Origin of the sequence: Anaerofustis sp. LCP19S3_F7, assembly GCF_052119445.1 — a bacterium.
In the GTDB taxonomy this organism is placed as follows: Bacteria; Bacillota; Clostridia; order Eubacteriales; family Anaerofustaceae; genus Anaerofustis; species Anaerofustis butyriciformans.
In genome coordinates this window covers 12,359-26,193 of record NZ_JBQKFF010000006.1, presented here as the reverse complement: position 1 = coordinate 26,193, position 13,835 = coordinate 12,359, and the positions used below count along the sequence as shown (strand labels likewise).

Annotated in this window: 13 protein-coding genes; 7 read left to right on the top strand and 6 right to left on the bottom strand. The window is 29.7% G+C overall.

Annotated features, from left to right (window positions below; translation table 11 throughout):
- Positions 1-62: 62 nt before the first annotated feature.
- The 4 genes from glmS to ACTQYZ_RS06980 form a co-directional block, all read right to left on the bottom strand.
- Positions 63-1,892 (bottom strand): glutamine--fructose-6-phosphate transaminase (isomerizing), encoded by a 1,830-nt coding sequence (gene glmS, locus ACTQYZ_RS06995; RefSeq protein WP_441022522.1) that lies wholly within the window; start codon positions 1,890-1,892, stop codon positions 63-65.
- 324 nt (positions 1,893-2,216) lie between these two features.
- Positions 2,217-2,603: a holo-ACP synthase gene (acpS, locus tag ACTQYZ_RS06990; RefSeq protein ID WP_441022520.1), complete on the bottom strand. Its 387-nt coding sequence runs from the start codon at positions 2,601-2,603 to the stop codon at positions 2,217-2,219.
- A gap of 68 nt (positions 2,604-2,671) precedes the next feature.
- The gene (gene rpsT / locus ACTQYZ_RS06985; RefSeq protein WP_138268663.1) at positions 2,672-2,935 is read right to left on the bottom strand and encodes a 30S ribosomal protein S20; all 264 of its coding nucleotides are present in this window, start codon (positions 2,933-2,935) and stop codon (positions 2,672-2,674) included.
- A 109-nt stretch (positions 2,936-3,044) separates the two neighbouring features.
- Positions 3,045-4,307 carry a pyridoxal phosphate-dependent aminotransferase gene (locus ACTQYZ_RS06980; RefSeq protein WP_441416287.1) on the bottom strand — a complete coding sequence of 421 codons (1,263 nt, stop codon included), beginning with the start codon at positions 4,305-4,307 and terminating at the stop codon, positions 3,045-3,047.
- 338 nt (positions 4,308-4,645) lie between these two features.
- On the opposite strand from ACTQYZ_RS06980, the gene ACTQYZ_RS06975 reads away from it, so the two are divergent.
- From ACTQYZ_RS06975 to ACTQYZ_RS06955, 5 genes are all read left to right on the top strand, one after another.
- Positions 4,646-5,761 (top strand): CobW family GTP-binding protein, encoded by a 1,116-nt coding sequence (locus ACTQYZ_RS06975; protein ID WP_441416286.1) that lies wholly within the window; start codon positions 4,646-4,648, stop codon positions 5,759-5,761.
- A gap of 13 nt (positions 5,762-5,774) precedes the next feature.
- On the top strand, positions 5,775-6,719 hold the full coding sequence (locus ACTQYZ_RS06970; protein ID WP_441022514.1) for a TIGR03943 family putative permease subunit: 945 nt from the start codon (positions 5,775-5,777) through the stop codon (positions 6,717-6,719).
- Positions 6,720-6,846: 127 nt separating this feature from the next.
- Positions 6,847-8,208 carry an endolytic transglycosylase MltG gene (mltG, locus tag ACTQYZ_RS06965; RefSeq protein ID WP_441416285.1) on the top strand — a complete coding sequence of 454 codons (1,362 nt, stop codon included), beginning with the start codon at positions 6,847-6,849 and terminating at the stop codon, positions 8,206-8,208.
- A 3-nt stretch (positions 8,209-8,211) separates the two neighbouring features.
- On the top strand, positions 8,212-8,853 hold the full coding sequence (locus tag ACTQYZ_RS06960) for an O-methyltransferase (protein WP_441022511.1): 642 nt from the start codon (positions 8,212-8,214) through the stop codon (positions 8,851-8,853).
- A gap of 91 nt (positions 8,854-8,944) precedes the next feature.
- Positions 8,945-9,208, top strand: coding sequence for an HPr family phosphocarrier protein (locus ACTQYZ_RS06955; RefSeq protein ID WP_138268669.1), 264 nt, complete (start codon positions 8,945-8,947; stop codon positions 9,206-9,208).
- Positions 9,209-9,264: 56 nt separating this feature from the next.
- Here the strand turns inward: ACTQYZ_RS06955 and ACTQYZ_RS06950 are convergent, their stop codons facing one another.
- Both ACTQYZ_RS06950 and ACTQYZ_RS06945 read right to left on the bottom strand, forming a co-directional pair.
- Complete coding sequence (locus ACTQYZ_RS06950; RefSeq protein WP_441022688.1) at positions 9,265-10,395, bottom strand: 5-methyltetrahydropteroyltriglutamate--homocysteine S-methyltransferase; 1,131 nt, start codon at positions 10,393-10,395, stop codon at positions 9,265-9,267.
- A gap of 89 nt (positions 10,396-10,484) precedes the next feature.
- Positions 10,485-11,396: a LysR family transcriptional regulator gene (locus ACTQYZ_RS06945; RefSeq protein ID WP_441022508.1), complete on the bottom strand. Its 912-nt coding sequence runs from the start codon at positions 11,394-11,396 to the stop codon at positions 10,485-10,487.
- Positions 11,397-11,514: 118 nt separating this feature from the next.
- On the opposite strand from ACTQYZ_RS06945, the gene ACTQYZ_RS06940 reads away from it, so the two are divergent.
- Positions 11,515-12,120, top strand: coding sequence for a DedA family protein (locus ACTQYZ_RS06940; RefSeq protein ID WP_441416284.1), 606 nt, complete (start codon positions 11,515-11,517; stop codon positions 12,118-12,120).
- A gap of 112 nt (positions 12,121-12,232) precedes the next feature.
- Entirely contained in the window at positions 12,233-13,768 is a 1,536-nt protein-coding gene (locus ACTQYZ_RS06935; RefSeq protein WP_441022505.1) for a sodium/proline symporter, read from the top strand.
- The last annotated feature ends 67 nt before the right edge of the window (positions 13,769-13,835 follow it).

Genomic DNA, 13,835 nt, shown 5'->3' with positions numbered 1-13,835 from the left:
AGTAAAAACAAGAGGGAAGTCCCTCTTGTTTTTGCCTCTTATACTAAATGTTATTAACCTTATTATTCTACTGTAACAGATTTAGCCAAGTTTCTTGGTTTATCAACGTCACAGTTTCTTGCAACTGCAAGGTAGTATGCAAGAGTTTGAAGATATACAACTGTAGGTATTACAGTTAAGTCATCAATTACATTATCTATATACATTACTTTATTTGCTTCTTTTTCAACATTTGAGTTTTGTTCTTTTGCAAAAGCTACGATATAAGCACCTCTTGCAACAACTTCTTTAATGTTGCTTAACATTTTTTCAAATAAAGCATCTTGAGTACAAAGAGCTATAATAAGAGTTCCTTCTTCTACTAAAGCAATAGGTCCGTGTTTTAATTCTCCAGCTTGATAAGCTTCTGAATGAATATATGAAATTTCTTTCATTTTTAGAGAACCTTCAAGTGATAAGAAGTAATCAAGACCTCTTCCAAGGAAGAATACGTCATGTACTTTGAAATGTTCATAAGCTATTTTTTTGATTTCTTTTTCTCTTGCAAGAACATTTTCAACGTTTTTATCTATTGACATTAAGCCGCTTGCTATAGTTTCAAAATCTTCATCACTTAATTTTCCTGTAAGCTTACCGAATAATAAAGCAATTAAGTACATACTTACAACTTGTGTAGAATATGCTTTTGTTGAAGCAACTGCAATTTCAGGACCTGCCCATGTGTATAGTACGTCGCTTGCTTCTCTTGAAACAGTACTTCCTACTACGTTTGTTACTGCAAGTACTCTGGCTCCTTGAGCTTTTGCAAGTCTCATTGCTGCAAGAGTATCTGCTGTTTCTCCTGATTGAGAAATTGAAATAAGAAGAGTGTGTTCATCTATAATTGGATTTCTATATCTAAATTCACTTGCTATATCAACTTCAACTGGAATTCTTGCATATTTTTCTATTACGTTTTTACCTACGTTTCCTGCATAGAAAGCAGTACCACAAGCTACAATATAAATTTTGTTGATTTTATCTAAATCTTCTTTTGTTATTGTTATATCATCAAGTTTTACTTCGTGTTTTTCAACATCAAGTCTTCCTCTTAATGTATCTCTGATAGCTCTTGGTTGTTCGTGGATTTCTTTTAACATGAAATGTTCATATCCGCCTTTTTCTGCACCGGCAGCATCCCAGTTAACTTTTAGAATTTGTTTTCCAACTTTGTTACCTTCGTTATCATAAATTGAAATATTATCTTTTGTTATTACAGCAATTTCATCATCATCAAGTAGATAGATATCTCTTGTATGTTTTAATACTGCAGGTATATCACTGGCGATAAAATTTTCGCCTTCTCCTTTACCAATAATTAAAGGACTGTCTTTTCTTACTGCAACAAGTTCTTCAGGGTCATCTTTGCACATAACAGCTAAAGCATATGAGCCTGATAATTTTTTTGTAGCTTCTTTTACTGTTGATAATAAATCACCATTATCTAAATCTTCAAGTAAATGAGCAACAACTTCTGTATCTGTATCTGAAATAAATCTAAATCCTTTTTTTACAAGATCTTCTTTTAATTCAATGTAATTTTCTATGATACCGTTATGAACTATTACAAATTTACCATTATGACTTGCGTGTGGATGAGAGTTTATGTCTGATGGTTCACCGTGTGTAGCCCATCTTGTGTGTCCAATACCTACATGACCGTTAATGTCTTTTTCTTTTAAACTTTCTTTTAAATTGTCAAGTCTGCCTTTGTGTTTTCTTATTGTTATTTGTCCATCTTCAAAAACAGCGATTCCTGCTGAGTCATATCCTCTATATTCAAGTTTTTCCAGTCCATCTACTAAAATGTCGCTGGCTTTTTTGTTACCTATATACCCTACTATTCCGCACATATTATACGATCTCCTTAAAATAATTTTATTTTTTATAAAGTATTAAGCTAAGTTTTGTCCTTAAAATTACTTTTAAGTTTTGTCTTAAGCTGTAAGGAATAACTTCAAATCCCAAAGGGTATCCGCCGAAAAATCGATAAGCCCTTTACCTCGTCAACCTTAAAATATATTTGGGAATTCGGTTCTGGCGCTTTTATTTATTAAATTCCCAGTCTACAAACCTCCTTTATACATTATAACAAAATAATATGTAATATAAAACTAAATTAATTGTTTTTTAATATTCAGAAAATTTGCAAATAAAAAAATGCTTAAAAAGCATTTTTATACTGCGATTACAAACGCAATGGCGTATTCTTTTTCATGAGAAATGGATATTTTAAAATCTTTTATGTTATTTTCTTTCATATATTTCTTTGCATTGCCTTGTAGCTTTATATATGGACAGTTATCTTCAGTTTTAAGTATTGTTATATCTTTAAAACTGGTTTTATCCATTCCTTTTTTTAAAGTTTTCATAATGGCTTCTTTTACAGCAAAATATCCTGATATGCTTTTTGCATCATATTTATTGTTTTTAAAATATTCAATTTCTTCTGTGTTAAATATTTTCTTTAAAAAGGCGTCTTTATAAGGTCTTTTTAATATTTTTCTAATTCTATCTACTTTTATTATATCAACACCGTTTGATATTATTTCTTTATCTATCATAAAATAATTCCTTTAACTGCAAAAAGACCTCTCTAGTATGAAAGGCCTTGAATAGTCTATATATAATACTAACCTAAAGCATTGACTTTTTTTGCTAATTGAGCTTTTTTTCTGTTTGCAGCGTTTTTATGAATAATACCTTTGCTTGCAGCCATGTCAAATTTTTTGCTTGCTAATTTGCATGCTTCATTAGCTTTTTCAACATCATTAGATAAAATAGCTTTTTCAAAATCTTTTTCAACTGTTTTTAAGTTAGTTTTGATAGCTTTATTTCTAAGTCTGCTTTTTTCGTTTGTAATTGCTCTTTTCTTTGCAGATTTAATGTTTGCCACTTGCTACACCTCCACTTTAAATAGTCTCGCGAATGATATTATAGCACCTATATATACCAAATGCAAGCATTTTTTTACTTTCTTTTCATGTTTTCTTATTGTTTATATATTAAATAGCAGGTTGTTCTTTTGCTATTAAAATTTTACTTTTTTTCTTCGTTGTTTCAACTACTTTATTTGTATTAAATACTTTTTGATATTCCGTAAGTCCTTTATCTAAAATATTAACTGCATTTATTAAGTCTTCTTCTTTTAATACATATGCAATTCTTACTTCGTTTACTCCAAGTTCTTTTGTTGAATAAAATTCGCTTGCAGGGCAAAGCATAACTGTTTCGTTGTTATAATCATAATTTTCAAGTAACCATTTTGAGAATTCATGAGCATTTTCAACAGGAAGTTTTGCTATTAAATAAAATGCTCCTGCAGGTTTTTGTACTTGGATACCTTTTATTTTCTTTAGTCTTTGATAAATTGTATCTCTTCTGTGTTTATATTCTTTTATTACATTTTCTATGTATTCTTTACTTGTGTGTTTTAAAACTGCTGCTGCTCCAACTTGATCTATATAAGGAGCACAAAGTCTTGCTTGTGCAAGTTTTAAAACATGAGCCATAAATTCTTTGTTCTTTGAAGCGATTAGACCTATTCTTGCTCCGCATGCAGAAAATCTTTTTGATATGCTGTCTATTATTACAACTCTATCTTCAACTTCTTTTATAGATGAAAAACTTATGAACTTACCGTCATAAACAAATTCTCTGTAAACTTCATCTACTATTATAAATAAATTATTTTCCTTTGCGATATCACATAATAACTTTATTTCTTCTTTTGTATAAACTCTTCCTGTTGGATTTGAAGGATTTGTTATACAAAAAGCTCTTGTTCTATCTGTTATTTTTGATTTTATTTCTTTTTTGCTTGGAAGTCTGAAGTTTTCTTCAGGTTTTGTTGTTATTGAAACCATGTTTATTCCAGCTTGAGTAGCAAAAATATTGTAGTTTGTATAATAAGGTTCAAAAACGATTATTTCATCTCCTTCATTACAAAGAGTTAGGAAAGAAAATAATATGGCTTCGCTTCCTCCGTTTGTAACTATCATGTCTTCTTTTTTCATATTTGAACCAATTTCTTTGTAATATTCTTCAAATGCTTCCAATAGTTCAGGAATACCTTTTGAGTTTGTATATGATAATATGTTTTCATCAAAGTTTCTTACTGCGCTAAAAAATTCCTTTGGTGTAACTATATCAGGTTGCCCAATATTTAATTGATATACATGAGTTCCTTCTTTTGTTCTTTTTTCTTGTATTGGGGCAAATTCTCTTATTGGAGATTGTCCAATTGATGTAACTTTATTTGAAAACATAACTTTCTCCTTTATTTTATTATCTTACTATAAGATATATTATCATAAAATAAATCATATTTCAAGTATTAATTTGATAAGTAAGGTACTTTTTTATTTACACATTATTATAATATGTCAAATTGTAAAAATGGTTAATTAAATTATGTATTATTTATTGTAAATGTTTTCTATCTTAAATAAATGAAGTATTTACTCAAAAAAAATTATTTTTATAAGTTGTTGAATTAAAATTATTTTATGTTATAATGTTAGTAAATGCTAACATTATTTTTGTTTGTATTTTTTTTGTTTTTGGTATAAAATAGATATATTTAATAATAGAAAGAAGGGTTTTTATGACAAAAGTAAATATAATATCCGGATTTTTAGGAGCCGGTAAAACTACATTTATAAAAAAATTGGTAAGTGAAGTATTTACGGATGAAAAAGTAATTTTAATAGAAAATGAATTTGGAGAAATTGGAATTGATTCAGGCTTTTTAAAAGATGCCGGAATTGAAATAAAGGAAATGAATTCTGGATGTATTTGTTGTTCTTTGGTAGGGGACTTTAGTAAATCTCTTGAAGAAGTAATTAACACATATTCTCCTGATAGAATCATTATTGAACCTTCGGGGGTTGGTAAACTTTCAGATGTTGAAAAGGCAATTGTTGATGTTAAAGATAAACTTGATCTTTCTGTAGACAGTAAAATAACTGTTGTTGATGGAAAGAAAGCAAAAATCTATATGAAGAATTTTGGAGAATTCTTTAATAATCAAGTTGAAAATGCAAATGTTATTGTTTTAAGCAGAACTCAACTTATGAAAGAAGAAAAGATAAATGAATGTTTTGAAGAATTAAAAAAACATAATAATAAAGCAAATATTATTACAACTCCTTGGGACGAGCTAAATAAGGAAGTAATACTTGATGCATTTACAAATTTTGATAAAGAAAATAAAATGCTTGAAGAATTAAAAAGAGAAGAAATGGAAAGTCATGAACATCATCACCACCACGAACACTGCGAATGTGGACACAACCATGAACACCATCACCACCATGAACACTGTGAATGTGGACATGACCATGAACACCATCACCACCACGAACACTGTGAATGTGGACACGATCATGAACATCATCACCACCATGAACATTGTGGATGTGGGCATGACCATCATGGACATGATGCAGATGAGGTTTTTGAAAGCTTTGGAATGGAAACAATTCATAAATTTACAAAGGATCAGTTAAATGATATTTTGGAAGATTTGGCAGATGGGAGTAGTTATGGGGTTATTTTAAGAGCTAAAGGTGTTGTAAGCGGAGAAGATGAAAACTGGTATGAATTTGATTTAGTTCCTGGTGAATACGAAATTAGAGAAAGAAATGCTGATTATATAGGTAAAGTTTGTGTAATTGGTTCAAACTTGCTTAAAGATAAATTAGAAAAAATATTTAAATAACAGAGGTGATATTATGGTAACACCGGTTTTTGTTATATCAGGTTTATTAGATAGCGGTAAAACAACTTTAATAAAGAATATGTTTAGAAGTCCTGATTTTAGAAATAACGGACCTACTCTTCTTATTATGTGTGAAGATGGGGAAGAAGAGTTTGAAAGAGAATTTTTAAGTGAATGCCAAATAACAAAGGTAACAATTGATGATATGGAGAAGTTTACTCCAACACTTTTTCAAAATTATGAAGCATTATATAGACCAAATCAGGTTGTTATGGAATACAACGGGACATGGAGTATGGATACGCTTCTTAAAACAGATTTTCCTGAAAATTGGCAGATTGCAAGCGTGTATTCTTTGGTTAACTGTGAAACAGCAGAAATATATATGCTTAACATGAGAGCAATGTTTATGGAGCCTCTTAATTTATCAAGTCTAATAATATGTAACAGATATGAAGATGATATGGACAGAGCTAAACTTAGAAGAAATATTAAAGCTTTAAATCCAACAGTCCAAATTGTATTTGAAAGAAGCGATGGAAGCGTTGTTGAAGAAACCGAAGAGGATTTACCTTTTGATATAAATGCAGATATTATAGATGTAAGTGATGTGGATTATGGCGTATGGTTTATTGATACACTTGATAATCCGGGACATTATATGGGCAAAAAGGTAAGGTTTAAAGCTCAGGTTTATACTGATAAGAGTTTAGGTAGAAATACGTTTGTTCCTGGAAGATTTGCAATGACTTGCTGCGCTGATGATATACAATTTTTGGGACATGAATGTAAGTATTTTTTGAAAAACTTCAGTTATAAAAATAGAGACTGGGTTGAGGTACTTGTGCATGTTGAGTATGAATTTAACGTTGAATACGGCGAAGATGTTCCTGTGTTATATCTTGAAAGTATAAAAAAAGCAGCTAAACCTGAAGATGAGATTGTATATTTTATGTAGTATTAGAAGATATATGTTTTCATATATCTTCTTTTTTATTTCTTAAAAATTGTTAAATAAAAGTTAAAAATATTGTGTTATTTGTCAAATACATATATAATTTAAGTATGCTAAAAGGAGAGGATGTATGGAAAAAAGAAAAAGAGTCGTAAAAGTAAAAAAAACGATGAGAAGACCAAAAAAGAAAAAAGTAAATAAAGATAATAATATAAATCTTATGGATAATAATCTTTTTGAAGATGAAAAAGTACTTTCTAACATTGCAGTTGATGAAGGAACAAAAGAAAATATTGATATCAAAGATGATGTGCTTTTTGAAGATGTAGATGTAAAAACAGAGGATTTTTCTAATACAAAAGAAAATCAATTTGATGATGTAAAACAAAGTAAAAAAGATGTTGTTTTAAATAACAAAAATAGCAAAACTAAGAAAAATAATAAAAAAGCAAGCAAGAAGAAATATATACTTGGAGGAATAGGGGCGTTTGTTTTAATATGTGTTGTAGCTATTATTGTAAGTTATAACGTTTTATTAGGAGCTGTTGATTCTTCAAATACAAATAAAATGGATGTTACAATTGAAGAAGGTTCATCTCTTTCAGGTATTTCTCAGACACTTAAAGATAAAGATTTAATAAGAAGTGAACTTGCATTTAAAGTTTATGTTAAATTAACAGGAAAATCAAATGATTTAAAGGCCGGATATTATTCTTTCTCTCAAAGTCAATCAGCAGGAGATATTGTTTCTATCATGATGGAAGGCAGTAATAGCGATACAGCAACTGTTACAATAAAAGAAGGTCTTGACCTTAACAGAATTGGTGATACTTTAGAAGAGCAAGGAATATTTACAAAAGAAGAATTTTTAAGTGAAATTAAAAATAATGCGGATTATTACAGAGAAAAATATGATTTCTTATCAAGTGTTCCAAAGGATAGAGAATATATTTTGGAAGGATACTTATTTGCGGATACATATAATATTTATGTAAATTCTACACCAAGAGATTTAATAGAAAAAATGCTTGATAGATTCGATCAAGAATATACAGACGAATATAAGAAAAGAACAAAAGAAATGGGTAAAACCATTGATGAAATTGTAACTATGGCATCGGTTGTTGAAAGAGAAACAATACTTGATTCTGAACTTCCGACTGTTGCCGGGGTATTTTATAACAGACTTGAAAAAGGTATGATGCTTCAGTCTTGTGCAACGCTACAATATATTTATAAGGATTATCAATTCTCTTTTACAGAATCACAAAAGAATATTGATTCTCCATATAATACATATAAATATGAAGGGCTTCCTGCAGGACCTATATCAAACTTTAGAGCAGCTTCTCTAAAAGCTGTACTTTATCCTGAAGATACCGATTATTTGTATTTCTGTACAAAAAATGACGGTACGGGAGCAAGTGCTTTTGCTAAGACTTATGAAGAGCATGAAGCCAATATACAAAAATATAGTGGGAACTGGGAATAAAAAATGATAGATGAAATAACAAAGGAATATTTAGAGGCTCTTCTTCACTTAAGTAGTGAAGAAGATGCTCTTTTAGAATTTAGAAAAGAAGCAAAAGGAAATAATATACCTATTATTACGGAAGATGTTGAAAGGCTTGTAAAAATTATTTTAAAGTCAAGTTCTTCAAAGTCTCTTTTTGAAGTAGGAAGCGCTGTAGGTTATTCTTCCTGTGTGTTTGCAGATACGATGGGTAAAGATAGTTATGTGAAAACTATAGAAAGAGATGAAATAAGATATATCGAAGCTAAAAATAATATAAAGAAATACGGTTTTGAAGATAATATTGATTTATGTCTTGATGATGCAGGAGAAGTATTAAAAAATGAAGAAAAGACATATGATGTTGTTTTCCTTGATGGAAATAAAGGACATTATATCCATATGCTTGAAGACTGTAAAAGGATATTAAAACCAGGCGGGCTTTTGATATGTGATAATGTTTTATTTAGAGGAATGATTGATAAAAGTAAACCTTTAATCAGAAGAAAAATAACTATTGTAAAAAGGCTTAGAAAGTTTTTAGATGCTATAAGCGAAGATAGTGAATTAACTACTTCTGTTCTTCCTATAGGGGATGGCTTAAGTATAAGTATAAAAAAATAAGTAATTTGTTAAAATTTTAATAGTATTTTGATAAATTTATGTTATAATCTAATTAATATCGATAAAAGAAAAAAAATAGGAGGAATTATATATGTATTCAAAAAATGTAACAATTACAAATCCTACAGGTCTTCATGCTAGACCAGCATCTCAATTTGTACAAACAGCTGCAAAATTCTCATCAGAAATTCTTTTAGTTAAGAATGGAAATGAAATCAATGCAAAATCTATCATGGGCGTTATGGCTGGTGGATTATCTCAAGGTACAGAATTAGAAATCAGAGCTAACGGTGCTGACGAACAAGAAGCTGTAGATACATTAGCAGCTTTAATCGAAGACGGTTTTGGTGAATAATTTAATTTTATATAAAAAATAAGACATATTGTTATATGTCTTATTTTTTTATACCTTTATTTCCAAACTTCTTTAGCTATTTCTTCTATTAATTTTAATTTTTTCCATTGATTTTCTTCTGTTAAAATATTTCCTTCTTCAGTTGAAGCAAATCCACACTGGGGACTTAGACAAAGATTATCTAAATCTATGTATTTTATTGCTTCATTTATTCTTTTCTTTATAGCCTCTTTATCTTCTAAATTTCCGCTTTTTGATGTTATAAGACCAAGTACAACAAACTTATCTTTTGGTACAAATCTTAAAGGTTCAAATCCTCCTGAACGTTCATCATCAAATTCAAGATAAAATGCTTTTACGTTTTCTTCTTTAAATAAAATTTGTGCAATAGGTTCATAACCTCCTTCACTAGCATATGTTGAGTGATAATTACCTCTACAAACATGAGTGGTTATAATTAAATCTTCTGGTAAATTTTCTATTGCTTTATTGTTTAACTCTACATATAATTTTGCTGTTTTAGTTACTTCTTCTTCACTTAGCCCTATTAGTTTTACTGCATTTTTGTCGCAAAGCATTCCCCATGTACAGTCATCAAGTTGAATATTTCTGCATCCAAGTTCATAGAATTTCAAGATTGTTTTATTATAAGCGCTTGCAATATCTTCAATTAATTTGTTTGTGTCATTATAGTATTTTTTTACCTCTGATGCATTATCCGGTCTTTGTAATTCTGCGAAAAATTGAGCAGGAGCCGGTATCGTTTGTCTTGGAAGTACATCGTTGTTTAGGGCAGTTTTATGTAAAAATTGATAACTTTCAAAGAAAGGATGGTTTTCATTATATTCTACTTTGCCTTCTAAAGATACTGTTTCAGCTCTTGTTTCTTCATCTTTAAATTGATATCCTTTTTCAAGTTCTTTCTTTTTTACTCCGCCTAGTCCCCACATGAAATCCAAATGCCACCAGCTTCTTGTAAATTCTCCGTCTGTAACTGACTTTAATCCTACTTCTTTTTCTTTTTTTACAAGCTCTTCAATACATTTGTTTTGGATTTTAGTTAATTCATCTAAATTAATTTTTCCTTTTATATAATCTTCCTTAGCATTTTTTAGTTCTAAAGGACGTAGGAAACTTCCTACGATATCATTTCTAAATGGTACGTTTGTTTTTTTGTCATAATTAATTTCTCCTTAAGTTGCTTTGTTAGTATATCATGTTTTTTTATCATGTGATAATATACATTTTTTATATTTTTATATAGAAAAAAGGAATATCAATATTGATATTCCTTTATGTAATCTTCTAATTTTTCAATGTATTTTTTTGCCGGTATGCTAAGGCTTGCATTTTTATGCTTTATATATCCAAGTCTTATAATTTCATCAGATTCAAGAGGTATTGAAACAAGATTACTTCCGTTAAGTTCAACACTTAAAATACCCGTTGTTATCGTGTATCCTTGAAGCCCTATAAGAAGGTTGGAAAGCGTTGCTCTGTCACTTACTAAAAGATTTTTCTTATGAGAAAGTGTACTTAAAATTTCTTCCGAAAAATAAAAAGAATTATATGTACCTTGTTCAAATGAAACTCTTGGATATGGATCAAGATCTTCTATTTTTAGTTTTTTCTTTTTTGCAAGAGGATTATTAGAACTTATAAAAATATGAGGTCTTGCATCAAATAAGTGCGTAAATACTAATCCATTATCTTTTAAGATTTTGTTTATTACTTTTTCGTTAAATTCGTTTAAGTAAATTACGCCTATTTCACTTCGAAGATTTTTTACATCCTCTATTATTTCATGGGTCTTGCTTTCTCTTATAGCAAATTCATATTCATCTTTATCAAATTCTTTAACCATATTTACAAAGGCATGAACGGAAAAGGCATAATGTTGTGTTGAAACAGAGAAGATTCTTTTTGATGGAGTTTTATTCATATATCTTTGTTCCAAAAGTTCTGCTTGTTCTATAACTTGTCTTGCGTATCCTAAGAATTCAACACCATCTGAAGACAGAGATATACCTCTGTTTGAACGGACAAATATTTCAATACCAAGTTCGTTTTCAAGTTCTTTTACGGATTTTGAAAGGCTTGGCTGGGTTATGAATAATCTGCTTGCAGCTTCGTTTATTGAGCCGCAGTTTACTATTTCTATTATGTATTTAAGTTGTTGTAATGTCATTTCACTTTACCTAAATTTTACATTCCTTTAATTTTTCTTTAATTAGTATGAAATATATTATAGCATACAAAAATATAATATACATATAAATTGTTTTAGAAATTAAATGAGGGTATTTATGCAAGAGACACTGTTAAGTTTTATTAGATACTATGGTTATATTGGAATAATGCTTTTAATACTTGTTGAAAATATTTTTCCACCTATTCCTTCTGAAGTTGTATTATTGTTTGGCGGGTATATGGTAGTTGCAGCCGGGTTGAATCCGATTGTTGTAATTATTTTTGCCACAATAGGTGCAATTTTCGGAGCAATTATACTTTATACATTAGGATATATATTTAAAAGGGAAAAGCTTAGAGAATTATTTTCCAGTAGGATTGGGAAATTTTTACATTTAAAACCTGAATATATTGATTTAGGTTTTAACTGGTTTTTAAAATATGAAAATAAAGCTGTATTTATATGCAGGTGTATACCGGTGGCAAGAAGCCTTATATCAATACCTGCCGGGCTTTCTAGAATGAAGTTTTCTTATTTTATTATATTAAGTACATTTGGTACATTGATATGGAATACTTTACTTGTTTTTCTTGGTGTTATTCTTGGAGATGCATGGGAAAGTTTTCTTCCTTATTTTAAAAGCTATTCAAACATAGTTTGGATATTAATTTTTGCTTTCATTATTATTTATATTTTAATATACAAAAAAGGTAAAAAGTAGCCGATATATAGGCAAATCTTGACAAAAAAATAAACTTAATATAAAATATTATAAAGGTACTATTTTTATAGGACCTTTGTTTTTTATAATTAAAAAGATAGGAGAAATTGTAATGGAAGCAAACCAAATAGGAATGCTTGCGGTCATATTTATTTATTTAATAGGTACGGTTGTTATTGGAGCATTTTTATCAAAACAAAACGAGACGGCTCACGATTTTTATTTAGGAGGAAGAAAACTTGGACCTTTTGTAACGGCTATGAGTGCCGAGGCCTCTGATATGAGTAGCTGGTTACTTATGGGACTACCTGGAGTTGCTTATTTATCAGGTATAGCCGATTCAGGATGGACAGCTTTAGGTCTTGCAATAGGTACATATGTAAACTGGCTTATTATAGCAAAAAGAATAAGATTATATACGGAAGTTTCAAAGAACTCTTTTACTCTTCCTGATTTCTTTTCAAATAGGTTTAGAGATAAAAAGAAGATTTTAATGCTTATATCTTCATTATTTATAATTATTTTCTTTATTCCTTATACTGCTTCAGGATTCGCTGCTTGTGGTAAATTATTCTCAAGTTTATTTGGTATTGATTATTTTACCGCAATGGTTGTAAGTGCAGTGGTTATTATTTTATATACAGCAATGGGAGGTTTCCTTGCTGCAAGCACCACAGACTTTATTCAAAGTATAATCATGTCAGTTGCCCTTGTTATTATTCTTGTTTTTGGAATAAGTGCTGCAGGTGGTATAGATATGGTAATAAACAACGCAAAAGAACTTCCCGGATATTTAAGTATGGTTTCAACTCATAATATGACAACGGGTTCTGCTGAAAGTTACGGCTTTTTAACAATCGTTTCAAAAATGGCTTGGGGACTTGGTTATTTTGGAATGCCTCATATATTACTTCGTTTTATGGCTATTGAAGATAAAGACAAACTTAAAATTTCAAGAAGAGTTGCTTCTATATGGGTTGTAATTTCTATGTTTGCTTCTATTTTGATAGGTATAATTGGTTATGGAATGACAAAAGCATCTGTTATTCCTTTCCTTGAAGGAACATCTTCTGAAACAGTAATAGTTCAAATTGCAAATGTACTAAGTACACATGGATGGATATTTGCTTGTTTTGCCGGTGTAATACTTGCAGGTATTCTCGCTTCAACAATGTCAACTGCGGATTCACAACTTCTTGCTGCTTCTTCAAGTGTATCTGAAAACATTATAGGTGGTTTCTTTGGTAAAGAACTTGATGGTAAAAAAAGAATGATTGTAGCAAGAGGATGTCTTATTGCAATTGCTGTTCTTGGTATTTTCCTTGCAAAAGATCCAAACAGCTCAGTATTCTCTATTGTATCATTTGCATGGGCAGGTTTTGGTGCTGTATTTGGACCAGTTGTATTATTTGCTCTTTTCTGGAGAAGAGCTAATAAATACGGTGCAATTGCTTCAATGATTTCCGGTGGGGCTATGGTATTCTTATGGAAATATGTTATAAGTAATTTAGGTGGTTTATTTGATATTTATGAATTATTACCTGCTTTCTTAACAGGTTGTATATTTATGGTTGTGGTAAGTCTTCTTACTCCTGAACCTGAAAAAGAAATAACTGATGAATATGATAAAGTACAAAGTTTATTATAATTTTTGTTAAAAGCGGAGTTATCCGCTTTTTTATTTTTGTTTGAATAATTTATATATTCTTAAGGTT